This window comes from Shewanella electrodiphila, from assembly GCF_023283985.1.
Classification (GTDB): domain Bacteria; phylum Pseudomonadota; class Gammaproteobacteria; order Enterobacterales; family Shewanellaceae; genus Shewanella; species Shewanella electrodiphila.
The window spans coordinates 367,232-383,800 of the sequence record NZ_JAKIKU010000004.1; the positions used below are offsets into that span (position 1 = coordinate 367,232).

Consider the following 16,569-nt stretch of genomic DNA (forward strand, 5'->3'; position numbering starts at 1 on the left):
ACAGCTTCACTTTATCAAGCTTTAATCGCCAGCTTTTTAACATCGGGCGCGTAGAGGTAAACCACCTTGGTATACCTATACAACTAAGCAAGCATTAGTGAACAAGCAGAACTAAACAAGCTGTACTAAACGAACATCAGTGAACAGCTATTAGTGAACAAGCTGCACTAAACAAGCTGTGCTAGACAAGTATTGTTCCAACCGCTAGCAATAAAAATAATCCCGCTGTCACTCTTCTTATCGCTGTCAAAGGTAACTTGTCAGCCGACAACTTACCGATGAGCACCACAGGAACATTGGCAATCAGCATGCCGATCGTCGTCCCTAATATCACCATCAATAATGCATCGGCATATTGCGCCCCTAAAATCGATGTCGCAATTTGGGTTTTATCACCGATTTCAGCAATAAAGAATGCAATAAAGCTGGCGACAAAGGGGCCACGATTGGAAATTTTTTCGTCATCATCGAGCTTGTCAGGAATAAGCACCCAAGCGGCCATAGCAAGAAAACTGATGCTAACCACCCAAGTTAATACTTGTGGGGTTAAGTAGTCTGCGATCACGACACCAAGGTAAGCCGCTAATGCATGATTGGCTATGGTCGCTAAAAAAATAGCAGCAATAATGGGGATTGGTTTTCGGTATCGACTCGCAAGCAGTAGCGATAAAAGCTGAGTTTTATCTCCGATTTCTGCTAGAGCAACGGTCGTTATGGATATGGCTAAAACGCTCAAAAAGGTCTCTTATAGAGGTGGGGATTATGTTTAACCTAAGACAACGCTCACTCCCCACCTCGGGTTGTGATCATTGTCTATGGTCTCACTAAATTTTTCAGTCAACGACAATTAACCATCATTGAGCTAGGAATGAAATCTTGAACGCCATGATGATTTTGCATCAATTATGTTGACGAACAAACCGACTCAATAATGTGAGCGGCAAGTTACTCCCCAAAGACAGCGGCAGTGTAAAGATTGTCAGTATCTTTTGCAAGAGTCGCAATTACGGTAAATAAGATAATTGTGATGTAACGTCACTATGTCACTCTCGCTCAAAAATGGCCTTGCGACATTGATTTAGTTTGATAGTCAAGGTAAGTTAACAAAATACTTTGATAGTCAAACTAAGGTGTCATTTTGAATTTTGCAGTCGAGCATCATCACGATTTTAATGCCCAGAAAAGTTCAGGGGAAAAAAGAACCCTTTACGTATTAATACTCACAGTCACAGCCATGGTGGTTGAGATTATTGCTGGTACGGTTTTTGGTTCGATGGCACTACTAGCTGATGGTTGGCACATGGGCACCCATGCCGCCGCTTTTTGTATTACCTTGTTTGCTTATCGTTATGCACGCAAGCATGCTCACAGTGATAAGTTTTCTTTTGGGCCAGGTAAAGTCAGCGTGTTGGGCGGCTATACCAGTGCTATTGTCCTTGGTGTTGTGGCATTGCTGATGATAGTTGAATCCGTAAGTCGACTATTTAATCCTCATACGATTCAATTTAATGAGGCCATCATTGTGGCCTTTATCGGCTTGGCCGTGAATGTTGCCAGTATATTTTTGTTGGGTGACCACCACCATCATGATCACGACGGGCACTCACATGGCCACTCACACGGACACTCTCATGAGCATTCACATGAGCATTCACATGAACAGGCTGATAAGCACTCGCACGAACACTGCCATGAAAAAAATCATCACAATAGCCACTCACATGACCATAGCAAAACAGATGATCATTCCCATGAACATTCTCATGGACACTCTCATGAAAATGGCGAAAAACATCATGACCATAATTTACGCGCAGCCTACATGCACGTAATGGCTGATGCGCTCACGTCGGTATTAGCGATTGTTGCATTGGTGTTCGGTAAGTTTTATGGCTGGCATTGGTTAGATGCTGTTATGGGAATAGTCGGCGCACTTGTGATTACTAAATGGACCATAGGCTTGATGAAGCAAACCAGCCCTATTTTATTGGATGAGAATATTAATGAGGAATATCGCCAGTCAATTAAAGCGGCCTTAGCACCTTATGCTGAAGTAAAAGATCTCCATATTTGGAAAATCAGTGGTCATCATTATTCAGCAGCAATTACCTTAGTGTCGACAAAAAATGATATTTCAATCGATGAATATAAGACCTTGCTGAGTCAATTTGATAAAATCAATCATCTGACACTTGAAGTTCATCCATTACCTGATCAAATGACTGATCAGATGGCTTAATCCAGTGACTAATTAAATGGCTATTTAACTAAGTCGATTAACTAAGTCGATTAACTAAGTCGATTAACTAAGTCGATTAACTAAGCCGATTAGCCAAGCTGATTAAGCCTGCCAATTAAGCGAATAGATTGAATGTATTTATGAGTTATCACATGAAAGATATTGAAAAGCTGAATCAAACCATTACTGAATTTTATGACAAAATGTCTTCTTGGGAGCAATCCGTTGTAAAGGAAACGGGTTACTCGTTGGCACAAACTCATACGATTGAAGTGCTTGGTATTCACGGCGCCTTAAGAATGAAAGAGCTTGCCCAAAAGCTTGGTATTACAACAGGTACCTTAACAGTTCAAGTGGATAAGTTGGTCAGTCTTAATCTGGTTGAACGCTGTGCTCACCCTGAGGATGGCCGCTCAACGGTCATCAAACTCACAGATGCTGGTGATAAGATTCATCGACAGCACAACCAGTTGCACCTTGACTTAATGAACGACTTAACTCGCCATGTTGACCCTGAACAAGCAACAGTATTACTGGCATGCTTAGAGAAAATGAATCAAGAATTTTAAGGCTATAGCAATAGAAAAATCGACTATAGCCCCAGAGATAAAAGATTTGGCAGGATTCAAATAAGCATTATAAAAAGCTCACCAAGGCGCCAGTCGCAGCAAAACCTAACACCAACAACACAATGTTTGGTTTACATGTTTTAAGCACCGCAAAACCCGTTAACACCAATGCCATATCAAGCGGTTCTACCACTGCGGAAGTAAAAACAGGACTATACAGCGCGGCAAACAATAAGCCGACAACGGCAGCATTTACCCCAGAAATGGCGCCTGAAATTGCTGGCCTTTCACTAATGGCATGCCAGCTTTTTAAGCCCACCAGCATTAATAAGAAACCTGGTACAAATATCGCAATTGTAGCAACCAGTGCGCCGAGTATCGGCTGTTCTAACCATAAGTCAGCCCCTAAAAAAGTGGCTAAAGTGAACATTGGGCCAGGTACCGCTTGCGCCAGCGCATAACCCGTTAGAAAGCGATCTGAGCTGACCATTTCACCCACATTGGCTTCAAGTAATGGCAGCACAACATGACCGCCACCAAATACTAAACTGCCCACTTGATAAAACTGCGCAAAAACCTGACCTAAAGTGCCCGTTTGGTTAATAAAATAAAAGCTCGCCAGTAGACCAACAATAAATATTGAAAGCCATGCATAGTTCAATTTAATCGGCGTATTATCTGGGGTAATATTCGCGCCTTTAGTCAGTACCATCACACCGATAATCGCTGCTATCAGTAACACCACAATTTGGGTTAGTAATGACGGGAACAGCATAATGCTTACCGCTGTGCCTACCATGAGCACTCGCGCTGTTTTACGCTGACAGAACTGACCAAACATGCCGAGGGTGGCATCTGCAACGACAACGACAGCTAATAATTTAAGACCATGTATCACACCAGAAACAACTTGGGTTTCTAGCCAGTGAGCACTGGTTACAGCAAGCAGGAAGAGTAAAACAAAAGAAGGTAAGGTAAAGCCAACAAACGCAGCAACCGCCCCCGCAAAACCACCACGGTGGTATCCGATAGCAAAGCCAACCTGACTGGAACCAGGTCCTGGCATAAATTGGCTTAACGCCACTAAACTGCCATAACGTTTATCATCAAGCCAGTTCAGCTCATTAACAAAGGTCTGTCTAAAATAGCCAATATGTGCAGCTGGGCCGCCAAAGCTAATAAAACCTAATGCTAAGAATCGAGTAAAAATCTGCCACATAATTAAACTACTTCCATATCGCCTAAATACTGTTTTGCATCAGTACAACGGCGACAGACTTTAATAAGGGTGAGTTAGATAAAGTCAGTGCGATTGAGACTAAAGATGCTTTCACGCTAATTATATGACAGTTTAATTTAACTTTTATGACATAGAGATAATCAATTTAATCTTTAAGATTCATTAGCGCGTTTTCACAAAGCTGTTTTAATTGACGCAATTGCTCTGCATCACCACCCACTTTACAACGCATTAATTCAGGAATGCCTTTCGCTTGTTGGTGTAAGGCTTTGCCCGCTTCAGTGAGATGCAGCACGCGAACACGCTCATCGTCTTTATTACGATCACGAATAACCAATGCTTTAGTTTCTAATCGTTTTAATAACGGCGTTAAGGTTCCTGAATCTAAATGCAGTTTTTCACCTAATGTTTTCACGCTAATGCCCGACTCTTTCCACAACACCATCATCACTAAATATTGTGGGTAAGTCAGAGATAATTGATCAAGCAAGGGACGGTAAGCTCGAATGAGCGCATTCGTTGCACTGTACATAGCAAAACAAACTTGATTCTCTAACGCCAAGGGATCCATTTTCTGACTCATGGTGACTCCTTTCTCGATAAAATGAGTGATACAAACCTATGGCGCTATCTTAACATATTTAATTGCGCACAAGTTAATATCCAGATTGTCGAATTATCAAAAAATAGTCTATAGTTTTTCCAGTTTCAGCCGATAACAAAATACTGCTATCTACATGTCGTATTGTATAGCCGCAACTTATGAGTGAATACCCATGTCTTTATCTATCAATGCACCATCATCAATGCCAACTAATATTGATTCTGGCAGTAGTTTAAAAGTGGCTGTGATGGCTAAAAACCAACAAAAAGTGGAAGGACAAATGGCAATGCAGTTAATTGAAGCTGCACAACCTGAGCCTCAACCTGTTGGCAATGCTGGACACATCATCAACACCAAAGCGTAAGTTGAATTAATACTCCCGCTTTAAAACAGTACTAATAAACACTGAATACGCTATGATTTGTTCTATGAGTTATTTAGAACAGGATGTTGATAACAATGTTGACACCAATGCAAACAATTATGCGTATTCAGACTTCACGACTTTCAACTCTCGCTTTTTCAATTTTATTTTTATCGTGCTCAGTTAATGCAACTGACGCCGTCTCCCCCGCTTTTGATTGTCAAAAGGCCCAAAGCCAAGTTGAAGTATTAATTTGTCAGGACAATCAACTTGCCAAGCTAGATATGCAAATCAATGCAACATATCAAAAAGTGATCAATCAAATTAGCAGCAAAGAAATAGCCAATGTGAAGGCTTTTCAGCGAGGTTGGATTAAAGGTCGCGATGATTGCTGGAAAGCGGCAAAAATTAAGCAATGCGTGCAATCGTCTTATGAAACACGATTAACTGAATTACAAATTGCTGCAGGTGAATTTGAAGTGCCTGAACCCATTCAATATGAATGCGGCCTTGAAGCAAATGATACGTTAACCAAAGTAACGGCATATTTTTATAATGACACAGCAATTCCCGCAGCAATGCTCACGGTTTCGCCTACATCCGATTATATTAACGCGACTAATTTAGCCTTGTTAACCCGCACGGCATCAGGGGCAAAGTATCAAGGGCAAAACTTTAGCTTTTGGACTCATCAAAGTGAAGCGACATTAAGCCAATATGCGCAAGCCGATCTCAACTGCAAATCACATTAATAACACCCCGAGATAAAACCAAAAACCATAAAACAAAAAAACCATGTCATATGACATGGTTTTCATTGTTATTCTACAGAAACACTGTTGCAATAAGTGGTTAATTTAAAATAGTGTAACCACGATTAGCCATACAATTACGTACTACGGTTTCTTTTTCTGCCTGATAATTTGCTTCGTTTGCGCGTCTATCACGTGAGCCACCCAGTAACCCAGAAGCAACACCAACACCAGCGCCGATTTTAGCACCGTCAGAACCACTGCCACCTGCAATCGCAGTACCTGCAGCGCCTACAGCCGCACCTTTAGCAGCACTGCTTACCACGCCACGAGAGTTGCTATTTTTTTGCACTTGCTGTGACATTTCAGTGCATTGATGCTCGTCATACACAAAGTCTTTATCGTCTACGCCTGTTTTATCATAAATGATATTTGCGCTTGCAGAGAAAGCAAAAAAAGTCAGTGAAACCAGTAATAATTTTTTCATTTGAATGCCTCAAGCGGAAATTAATGTCGTCACATTGCAGTTGTTATCATTCGCAATGTCATTGATATTGTATAGCCTACCTTAATTTTAGCGTAAAAACGGAATATCACCTTTTACGAATGGAATAATGGTGAATGACACAAGGTTTACTCCACTTAATCTCACAAATATAGCTCACAAATATATTACATAAAGCTATATTTTAAAAACAAAAATCATGTTTTAAGCATAAAAAAAAGCAGCGTTATTAGCTGCTTTTTATCATCAATAACGCTGATGAGCTTATTAATTTAGCTTACTACTTTCATAAGTGTGGCACATCTGTTGAGCTTGTTCTTCGTTATACTCACGTAGTCCGCTTAACACTAAAGTTTTCACTCCACTGCCGATCACTTTGCCTTCGCTTTTTAACGCAAATTGCAATGTCACATCACCACGCTTACCGTTAATCTCCATGTGCTGCTCTACTAACTCTAAGCTCATTTCAGTGAACTCAAACGTGTCTAAATGAAACGACATGCTTTCGTATATCACTAATGGTCGCGTTGGATTAATCATCATGCCGTATTCTTTCATCATAGGCACTAACACATGAATAAAGTTAAGCCCAGAAAAAGCCACATAACTTTTAATAAAAGCCGCAGTTTGCACATCACACTGACAAACTTCGCCTTGGCGTTCGATGTGTAAATACTCTTTACCTTTGGTATCACAGATACTGAACTTCTCGCCTGCATCTTTATCTAGCTCAAGCTCGATGCCATCGCCAACCATACCGGCAAATTTAAACTGCATGTTTTGGCTTAAACCAAACTCAGTTAACACTAAGGCAAATAACAAATCACCAGGGACACAAAAACGTTTGGCACCGACATTATGAATAGGGTTAAAGTCTTCAGCGACGTGTTTTGCAAAGTCACTCGCTTGTTGGGCTGAAATAAACACGCTCTGATCTTGCTTGGCATAATAAGGTGACAAAAACATATACATCCATTCTTAAATCGTGAAAGAAATCCCTCTCTCGTCGAGCTGGGCTTTTTTTATTTGCACCGAGTGTACTAGAAAAATCCCAAAACACTCAGCCGATGACTCATTGATTGATTTTTTTATCTGAATGACTCGCAGATATCGGCGGTTTAGCTTTACGCTTAAACAGCTTTTTGTATACCCCGATGAAAGGCGATACATAAATCCCCACCAGCGTATCATGTCCGTGTTCACCTGACACGCCAATGGTGAGCTGACGCACCGATGAAGCTTTAATTAAGCTGCCATAAGCTCTATCCCATATTGATAGCGCTGAACCTAGGTTGGTATCTCTGTGTTCTATTGCAATGCTGTGGTGAACTTGATGTTGAGCAGGACTGATAAACCAGTTTTCAACTCTATCCCCCCAACTCAGCCAAATATGGCTATGACGTAAATTTGACCCCATCACGTTAAACGCAAATACAAATACATTAGCACCTAATACATCGAACATTTTTAAGTTAGGACCAAAAAGATAGTAGCCAATACCGACTGCAATACCTTGAGTCAGCGCCATACGACAGGCATACAAATAACTTTCAACGGGATGACTGCGATAAATAGTAAACGGTGTCATGACAGACGCAGAATGATGCACCTTATGAAACTCCCATAAAATGGGAACTTTGTGTAACACCAAATGTAAGATAAAACGGGTCAGATCATCGAGAATAAATAGCAACACGGTGAACACAGCAATCACGACCCAAAGGGTTTCTGTGATAGGTTGAATCGTACCAAATATCTTTTCTAAAAAGTCGCTTAAACCTAACGCGACAGGCACCATGGTAAATAATAATGGCGCAAATAAAATAGCTTTTAACAGCTTATTACACACCAACAATAGATAATCATGCTTGGCTGATTTTGATAAATAAATATCAATTGGAAATAGGAATTTAACAAAGCCTTTTACCGATTTATCAGTGCTTATTCGCCAAAAAACGGGCAAGGCTAATAATATCGCGCCCAATAAATAGACGCCAAAAATTCGCTTATTGGCGTCAAAGGGATACGATAATAAATCGCTGATATTTGTCGACAAAAAATCTACTACAGGCATCTTAACCTCTATTTGCCGTTAAAATTTGCTCACAAGTACGGTGCGAATTAACTGGCATTAAGCCTCGTCGTGCCTGTGAGCAATACAATATCAACTATTACCTAAAAACGATATTGGTAACCAATTTGAAATTGTTGCGGTTTACTTGGTCTAGCACCATATGGTCTACGACTGACAATTTCTTGAGTATCGAATACATTATCAGCTTTGACATACACTAAGCCATACTCGTTAAAGTTATAACTTGCTGACATATCAACTACCGTTAATGCTTCAGTCTTGCTACCTGATAACACTACACCATCACCCGAAGCTTCAAGCATTTCGCCAATGTAACGAACAATCATGTTGACGTCCCATTGATTACTGACTAAGCCTAAATTGAGTGATATTTGATTTTCAGGTAAGTAAGGTAATTCATCACCCGCTTCAATGTCTCCCCACATGTCAAAACCTGAATCAAAGCTGGTCTTAAATTCTGACTCAGTGTAGGTGTAAGACAATGATACCGGAAAATCTAAATTGTCAGTGATGGTAAAATCATAGCCTGATGTGAGCTCTAGGCCAATCACATCCACTTCACCACCATTAAACTCAGTATCGTCATCACTACCACAGCTTGAGAATTGGCAACCTTCTTTCAGGTTACTAATATCATTGAAAAAGCCAATCACTTCGAGGTTAAAGTTACCATCGTTGTAACGGCCACCAAGCTCATAATTAACGCTGCTTTCAGTTTCAATAGAAGGATCTTGCTTGGGGCTTGTTGGTAAAAAGCCTTCATGCACACCAAACAATAAGCCAGCATTATCTGATAAAGCGTAAAACAAGCTTAAACTCGGCAACCAAATATTAGTTTCCTTGTTTAAATAATCCTCTTCAGCACCTGGCGCACGGTTTTGATATTTAGCATCAATAAATTCACCACGAACACCCGCTGTAATATCAAGATCATGAATACTGATGGTATCTTGGAAATAGATTGAGATAGCATCCGTTTTTTCACGATCTGTAGTTGAGGCTATTGTAGGCTCGCCATCTGAGACTAGGTTAGCACTCTGCATCACATAGTCATCTGTCGTATGGTTACGCTCAATTTGATCTTGATGGAAACGTGCGCCAACTTCAAAATGATTGTTATAACCTAGCAACTCCATGTTCCAATTCAAGTCAGATTGAATACCTTGAGTGAAGTAAGTTCTATCATTATTGCCTAAGGTCATTTTCTCATATTCAGCGACGCTATCTTGTTGCCCTGTTAATATTTGATAGAAGCGCTGGTTTGTTTCGTCTTTATCGGGATCAGCTAAAATCTCTTGTAGGCTACGATTTACTAAGCCGCCTTTAAAGCCATTAACCTTATACCAAGCACGTTCAAAATCATTACGATACACGCGGGTTGTTAATTCAAAATGCTCGTTAGTCACAAAATGGTTAAACTGAAATTGAGTATGAGTCCAGTCCATATTATCCAGTTGGCTGGCAACATAACGTCGATTAGGATTGGCCGCAAAGTCATCATCCGTTAAACCAAGATAGGTTTCGTCAGATGTCTCATTTGCGTAGGCGAGTTTTAATTCAAAAACTTGATCCACTGTTTCACCATCTAAATCATAGCGAAGCTTGGCCATGACATCGTTTTTTTCAAATCCAGTGTCACCGCCACCATCGAGTTCTTTAAAACCGTCGGCCTGCATGTGCACACCTTCAATTAAAAAACCGAAGTTATCAATGGTATCGCCATAGTATGCATGGGCTTTCATAAAACCATCGGTGCCAGTAGAGACATCGACTAGCCCTTCAGAGTCTTGCGGTACAGCACGAGTCACCATGTTGAGCGAACCCGCAACGGTATTAGGGCCATATTTAATCGCAGCTGGGCCTTTAAATACTTCAATAGCGGTCATTTTTGATGTCATCGGAAAATAATATGCCGATGCGGCTGAATAGGGAGCAGGGCCTATTAACACCCCATCCTCCATGATATTGATTTTTTTACTTCGCTCAGGCGTCGCACCACGAAAACCAATATTAGGTCTTAAGCCATAACCATCTTCTTCACGAATATTGACACCCGGTACGCTGTATAATACACGGTTAATATCGTCGAACTTAAACTGTTCAAGTGCCAGTTCGTCAATCAGCGTCGCTGAACCTGCAGCTTTGATTAAGCTTTGATCACGACCAATGATCTGCATTTGCTCCATGTAGCTGTCATTCTTTGCTGCTTTTTCTTTTTCTTCATCATCAGCAGCGAATGCACTGTAACTGACTAAAGAAGACTGAATGGCTAACACTAACGCTAACTTCTTGGTCATTAATAAACGATTCATTAGTCATTATCTCCAGCTGATGTTTGCGGTAACTCTAACGCTAAGGTGTTGATAAAATCTGATTTCAAAGTATCAGTCACAGCTTTTACGTCACTATGAGTATCAACAACTTGTTGCTCATTGCTCGCTAATGCTGCCGCTAACGTTTGTTCATAGGCTTGTGCATTGGCAATTGCCGCATCAATACTTTGGGTAATTAATGCTGCTGTAGCAGCGTCATTTTCATCAACTAAGTAGTCATCAAAACCAATACCTTCATCGCCTTCATAAAGGGCTTTTAGTGCAATTAAGTTACTGGCAATATTCTCAATTGAGTGAAAGGCAAGAGGAGACTCAACATCTTCGGGACACACACTGGTTCCGCATGTATTAGCAAAATAACCAAGTGGCGTGGCTAGCTTTCCATCTTTAGTGACACTATCAATATAAAATAGCGCATCACTGAGTTTATTAACCGCTTCATGCACGGTTGCAAAGCTGCTACCTGTCTCACCAGCAGACTTTAACGTTGCTGCGTAACCATTATCACCGCTCCATTCAGTCACAAGTTGATTAGCATTCACGTTGATGTCTTTGGCGACTTCTGCTGCAAACTCACAACGCGCTAGGCGACGAGACTCATCAGTACGATTATCCCAACCTTCTGGGGTAACTGTACCGGTACAACTGTGCTCAAGGCTCGGATTAAATAACAAATACTCTAATGCAATCATGCCTTTTCTTGCTGGAGTACGAGTCGTAATATCATATGGCGTACCATTGATATCATTGTTCTCAAAAGACACCACATCAAGGTCTACACCACAACGACTCATAATCGGCCATGAAAATATTTTGTTTCTTAATGCGCCATCATCATTTAATAATGGGCCAATTTGCATCATTTCTACGCGCTGCCATTGGTACATGCTGTTGCGCCAGCTTTGCTGGGCAGTTTCAGTTGCTGATGTGAGTGTTGCATTATCAACACTGCCTTGCTGATTACCTTGTTCAGCTTGGCAGAGCGCTTCTATATCATTAGCTTGCGTTAAGCTTTTGGCAGCAAACTGTTGGAATGTTGGCGTAATAACACCATCAACAATATTACTAATTAAGGCACTTTGATCAAAGTCTGAAGAAGTGTCGCCATTATTACCATAATCTGCCCCAGCATCACTGCTAGTACTTTCATTGCATCCCACTAAAAAGGTGGCACTAATTGCCAAAAATAACGTGGATAATGAATGCTGTGATTTCATAAAATTCCCTTACTCTAAAAACGACAAAAGCTCGGTGTTTTTCTACACCAAGCTTTTTTGACTAATCTGAGATTAAATCACAATAGGATTTACCAGTTAGCGACATTATCTGCATCAAGTTCATAGCTAGCTTGTAACAGATCACGTGCTTCTGCTAAGTCAGCAATATAAGCATCGACATCACCTGTTAAATCAGGCTCTGTACCGAATAGCTCATGTAAAGTTACGAAGTCTTCGTCACTGATAACGCCGTATTCACTGAACTGTAAACCTAAGCCAAAACCTTTCATTTCTGAGTAATGTTTTGCTAAGTCTGCATAATTGAAATCAGCGCTGTCACCACCTGCGGCAAGAGGAGCAAGATCTGCTGTCACATCATTAATGTAATGAATAACAGTAGCAACAATCGCATTTTCCCATGCTTTAACACCAGCCATTGCATACATTTCAACATCAGCCATTTGCGCATCAGTTAAATCACTACCCACATTGTCATTAATGATTTTACGACCGGCAATGAAAGCTTCCATTGCTTGCATAGTGTAATCAGTCGGCATTGCATTATCAGCTGTACCTAAATCACGTTTAGCTGCATTGACTGATTGACCAAAGTTGTACTCTGAACGTAAATCAATTTTGCCATCGCCGTCTGTATCGTGTGAACCATTCCAATCTGCACGACCTTCGTCTTCAGTTACATTACCAGCAATTTCTACATCACTGTATTCAAGGTAATTACGTGCCGCGCCGAAGTAACCAAAACCTTCATCGAATTGATGCTCTAAGTTAGAGTAAGCAGCGCCATCTTTTGCAGGGTTAATATTGTCTGTTGTTAAGCCTTTACCGTCAGTATCCACGCCAAAATAATCGTCAGATGCTTGTGAGTAAGTAATAGACATTAGTAAGAATTTTTGGATCAGTTGCGCTAAATCAACACCATTTTCGTCGATGTAAACTTTTGAAATATCATTACCTAAAACATCTTGGCGAACTTCACCATTGATTTTAGCAACCGCATTGTCTGCTAAGCGATCAAATAACATATCGATTAGATCTGAAGGCGTAGTTGAGCCTGTTGCTCCCCAACCTGCAAATGCACCATTGTTCCAATCTTCATGTTGTCCGCCAGTATCGTTACCTGCAAGTTTACCAGTCAGGTTTTTGTAGCCAGTCAGTTCAGAAATCAAACCGTCTTTTGAATTATCAATAAAGGTAATCGCAATATCTGGATACTGAGTTTCTTCATCAGGATTGAAGAAGTATTGTAACTTAGCCAATACATCATCTTTTGTTGCCAATGCATTGCTATCAACGTCAGCTTCTAGTGTAGAAGTGATGTATTGGTTTAATTCAGCAATAAGAATATGACGTGCACTTTGTCCGGTATAACTAACACTCGACTCACCATCATTAAATTTGCTGTCAAAAACATAACGATCCATTAGGTCGTTAACGGTGACAGTCACATCTTTTGTGAAGGTAGCACCATCACTATCTGTTGTCGTAATCGTCAGCGTATACTCAGTCATTTCAGCAGAGTCGGCATCTAGAACAACACCATCAATTAACTTTAACGTCGTGCCATCAATAACAAACTGCTCACTGGTCAATGAAAAAGTATGAGAATCACCAGAGTCGCTATCAGTTGCAGATAAAGTCCCTACTGTCGCACCAGCAGTGTTTTCATCAACAGTCATATTTGAAAGAGTGATATCTGTAGGAGCTGAATTCGTCGGCTCAGTAGTGCCATTATCAGAAGAGTCAGAGCTACCACATGCTGTAAGTAAACCTAATGAAAGTGCGATAGTTGTTGCTAATACTGTTTTATTAAGTTGCATAAAATTCCCTTGATACAAAAACTTTAAGTATGAAGCTAAGATGTTAACGAGTTATCGAAATGATGATACACAAATGCAAATGATAATTCATCTTATTCGCAATATTTTTTGAGAATAAGCTAAATTAAATATCTCTAATAATGCCCAAGCTAAGCCCATGATATAAAAAACAATTAACCATATTTTTTATAATGAAATTTAATTGCAGCAGTGTTTGGAAGGGTAAAATTAAGATATAAACGATTAAAATCAAAAACATAAAACTTACAATGTAAATCAAAAATTAGTCATTTCTACTGATGAGCAGATGATGAAGTGTAAATTTAAGCCGTTGTCGACCGCAAAATAAAAAAGGCAACTCATTTACTGAGTTGCCCTTTTTTTAATCAAGATTGATTAATTTGGTACTTTTACCTGATATTAGTTAATGATTTTTTGCCACCAAGAACGTTCTTCACCGCAATTATCAATTGGCTGATAGCTGTCAATGCGGGCTGGCATGGCAACGACATTGTCACAATCAGATTGCTTTGCTACACCGGTAGTTCTATCGAAATAACCTTGGGTAATACCATTGGCAGGAGTCATTCTTAACCCTAAAGGCGGACGATTGTTCAAGAAGGCTTGGTAAACCGCCATAGCTCCGCTGGAACCATATAAGCCTGTCTTAGAGTTATCATCTTGACCAACCCAAATCGCGGCAACGTTTCTTTCATCAAAGCCTGCAAACCATGAGTCACGGCTATCGTTACTGGTACCCGTTTTACCCGCTAAGTCAACATTTGGGAAAGCGCGTCCTAAACGTTTTGCCGTACCATCTTTTACCACTTGATTCATAGCATATTGCACCAGGTAATCGGTTGCTGGCTCCATTCCTTGTGTGGCACTTTCTCGGCTCACTTTCAAAGGTTGATTGTTGCTATCTAATACCGCCGTAATCGAGGTCAACGGACGGTATCGGCCATTATTTGCAATCGTTTGAAATGCTTGTGCCACCATATACGGCGAGCCATTAATCGCACCTAATAACATGGACGGATAACGCGGTATAGCCTCACTCCAACCCGCATCTGCCATAGTTTTAGCCACATTATCCACACCGACTTCAATACCTACATTGACCGTTGGTACATTCATTGAGTTTTTAAAAGCCGTCAATAATGGTACTTCGTCTCTAAAGACTCTATCCACATTTTGCGGTGACCAAGTTTTACCCTGGCCATTTTGCAAGGTAATCGGTTTATCAGCCACAGGTGATGCCAAGTTGTATTTACTGCCTTGCTGAAGCGCCGTAGCGTAAACAAACGGTTTAACTAGAGAGCCAATCGGGCGTCGAATTTCTACCGCACGGTTAAAGCCATCAAAACTTGGCACTCTATCACCGACCATTGCCGCGATACCGTCAGTATATTTGTCGGTGACGACCATGCCGACCTGCACATTTTTGGCACGTTCATCTAACGTCTTCATAGTCGAAACAACTGCTTTTTCAGCCGCGTCTTGCGCCATAGGATCAAGTGTGGTGTAAACCTTTACCCCAGATTGCTGCAATAAACTGTCACCATAACGACGGCGCAGTTCATTTTTCACTACCGCAAAGAAAGCAGGTAACTTCTGATGTACTGACTTATTAAAGTCACGTAAACCAATGGGCGATTCAACCGCTGCCTTATACTGTTCAACAGTGAGTTTGTCGTCTTCCATTAACAAGCGCAGTACCAAGTCGCGACGATTCTGAGCACGCTCTGGCGAGCGCCACGGATTGTAATAAGATGGCCCTTTAATCGCAGCGATCAAAAATGCTTGCTGCGATACTGTCAGCTCTGCAATTGGACGGCCAAAATAGAATTGCGAAGCCAAGCCCATACCATGAACGCCGCGAGACTTATCTTGCCCCATATAAACTTCATTTAAATAGGCTTCTAAGATTTCATCTTTGCTGTAGCGAAAATCAATAATGATCGCCATTAAGGCTTCACGAATTTTTCGCACAATGGAACGCTCACTGGTCAAAAAGAAGTTTTTAGCCAACTGCTGAGTTAATGTCGAGCCGCCTTGAACTGTGCGCCCTGCGGTGATGTTAACGATCGCTGCTCGCGCGATCGCAAAAGGGTTGACTCCGTAATGCTCATAAAAACTGCGATCTTCTACCAGTATTAATGCATCAACAATGGCTTGGGGCATTGCTTCTGTTGCCACAAATAAACGATCTTCGCCCCCAGAAGCTAATATTCTATCTAATAATACTGGCTCTAAATGGAACACTGCCATCTGGCGTTTATCAGACATTCGCTGAACTGATGAGACACCTTGGCTATCGAATGAAATCATCACTCGCTGTGCTACTTGATCGCCTTCTGGATGTAAAAATGGTCGACGCCATAACTCTATTTTTGTGCTCGACGCTGAAAACTCGCCCACTTGTCTCGGGTTAGCAACTTTGCGATAACCCAGTAACTTAAGTTCAGACATTAATTGTGGATGGTTAATCGCAGCGCCGGGATAAATGGCCATTGAGCGACTGAAAACCTGTGCAGGTAAATGCCACTTTTGCCCTTCAAACTTACGCGCAATGATTTGGTCTAAGTAAATGCCATAGGAGCTCACAATCACTAAACCAATCAAGGCTATTTTCCAGAAGAATGACCAAAATACCTTCCATTTAGAGCGAGGTTTCTTTTTCGCATTAACACGTTTTACACCTGACTTTTTAGCGGGTGCTTTTTTTGCTGTGGTCTTTTTAGGCGCTGCTTTTTTTACTGCAGGTTTTTTCTTATTATCAGTCATATTTGGGTAAGTCTGTTCGTCCTTGG

At 41.0% G+C, this 16,569-nt stretch carries 14 protein-coding genes; 4 read left to right on the forward strand and 10 right to left on the reverse strand.

The features are described from left to right. Window positions 1-181: 181 nt before the first annotated feature. The gene (locus L2737_RS09720; RefSeq protein ID WP_102529254.1) at window positions 182-736 is read right to left on the reverse strand and encodes a TMEM165/GDT1 family protein; all 555 of its coding nucleotides are present in this window, start codon (window positions 734-736) and stop codon (window positions 182-184) included. A gap of 402 nt (window positions 737-1,138) precedes the next feature. On the opposite strand from L2737_RS09720, the gene L2737_RS09725 reads away from it, so the two are divergent. Then, on the forward strand, window positions 1,139-2,239 hold the full coding sequence (locus L2737_RS09725; protein ID WP_248955603.1) for a cation diffusion facilitator family transporter: 1,101 nt from the start codon (window positions 1,139-1,141) through the stop codon (window positions 2,237-2,239). 152 nt (window positions 2,240-2,391) lie between these two features. Continuing rightward, window positions 2,392-2,808, forward strand: coding sequence for a MarR family winged helix-turn-helix transcriptional regulator (locus L2737_RS09730; protein WP_248955604.1), 417 nt, complete (start codon window positions 2,392-2,394; stop codon window positions 2,806-2,808). Window positions 2,809-2,875: 67 nt separating this feature from the next. Here the strand turns inward: L2737_RS09730 and chrA are convergent, their stop codons facing one another. Next, a complete protein-coding gene (chrA, locus tag L2737_RS09735) occupies window positions 2,876-4,027 on the reverse strand; it encodes a chromate efflux transporter (RefSeq protein WP_248955605.1) in 1,152 nt (383 codons plus the stop codon). 166 nt (window positions 4,028-4,193) lie between these two features. Beyond that, window positions 4,194-4,631: a transcriptional regulator OhrR gene (gene ohrR, locus L2737_RS09740; RefSeq protein ID WP_229371211.1), complete on the reverse strand. Its 438-nt coding sequence runs from the start codon at window positions 4,629-4,631 to the stop codon at window positions 4,194-4,196. Between the two features lie 193 nt (window positions 4,632-4,824). On the opposite strand from ohrR, the gene L2737_RS09745 reads away from it, so the two are divergent. Further along, entirely contained in the window at window positions 4,825-5,016 is a 192-nt protein-coding gene (locus tag L2737_RS09745; RefSeq protein WP_102529249.1) for a cytoplasmic protein, read from the forward strand. A 95-nt stretch (window positions 5,017-5,111) separates the two neighbouring features. After that, entirely contained in the window at window positions 5,112-5,768 is a 657-nt protein-coding gene (locus L2737_RS09750) for a lysozyme inhibitor LprI family protein (RefSeq protein WP_248955606.1), read from the forward strand. Window positions 5,769-5,868: 100 nt separating this feature from the next. Here L2737_RS09750 and L2737_RS09755 read toward each other — a convergent pair whose 3' ends face one another. The 7 genes from L2737_RS09755 to mrcB form a co-directional block, all read right to left on the reverse strand. Continuing rightward, window positions 5,869-6,255: a glycine zipper family protein gene (locus L2737_RS09755; RefSeq protein WP_229371207.1), complete on the reverse strand. Its 387-nt coding sequence runs from the start codon at window positions 6,253-6,255 to the stop codon at window positions 5,869-5,871. A gap of 285 nt (window positions 6,256-6,540) precedes the next feature. Continuing rightward, window positions 6,541-7,239 carry a DUF3581 domain-containing protein gene (locus L2737_RS09760; RefSeq protein ID WP_102529246.1) on the reverse strand — a complete coding sequence of 233 codons (699 nt, stop codon included), beginning with the start codon at window positions 7,237-7,239 and terminating at the stop codon, window positions 6,541-6,543. 106 nt (window positions 7,240-7,345) lie between these two features. Continuing rightward, window positions 7,346-8,347, reverse strand: coding sequence for a sterol desaturase family protein (locus tag L2737_RS09765; protein ID WP_248955607.1), 1,002 nt, complete (start codon window positions 8,345-8,347; stop codon window positions 7,346-7,348). A 101-nt stretch (window positions 8,348-8,448) separates the two neighbouring features. Beyond that, entirely contained in the window at window positions 8,449-10,680 is a 2,232-nt protein-coding gene (locus L2737_RS09770; RefSeq protein WP_248955608.1) for a TonB-dependent receptor family protein, read from the reverse strand. Then, window positions 10,680-11,918, reverse strand: a complete 1,239-nt coding sequence (locus L2737_RS09775; protein WP_248955609.1) for an imelysin family protein — start codon at window positions 11,916-11,918, stop codon at window positions 10,680-10,682. The genes L2737_RS09770 and L2737_RS09775 overlap by 1 nt, the downstream gene beginning before the upstream one ends. An 89-nt stretch (window positions 11,919-12,007) precedes the next feature. Continuing rightward, on the reverse strand, window positions 12,008-13,756 hold the full coding sequence (locus L2737_RS09780; RefSeq protein ID WP_248955610.1) for a DUF4856 domain-containing protein: 1,749 nt from the start codon (window positions 13,754-13,756) through the stop codon (window positions 12,008-12,010). Window positions 13,757-14,176: 420 nt separating this feature from the next. Then, window positions 14,177-16,543 carry a penicillin-binding protein 1B gene (gene mrcB / locus L2737_RS09785; protein WP_248955611.1) on the reverse strand — a complete coding sequence of 789 codons (2,367 nt, stop codon included), beginning with the start codon at window positions 16,541-16,543 and terminating at the stop codon, window positions 14,177-14,179. Window positions 16,544-16,569: the final 26 nt, after the last annotated feature.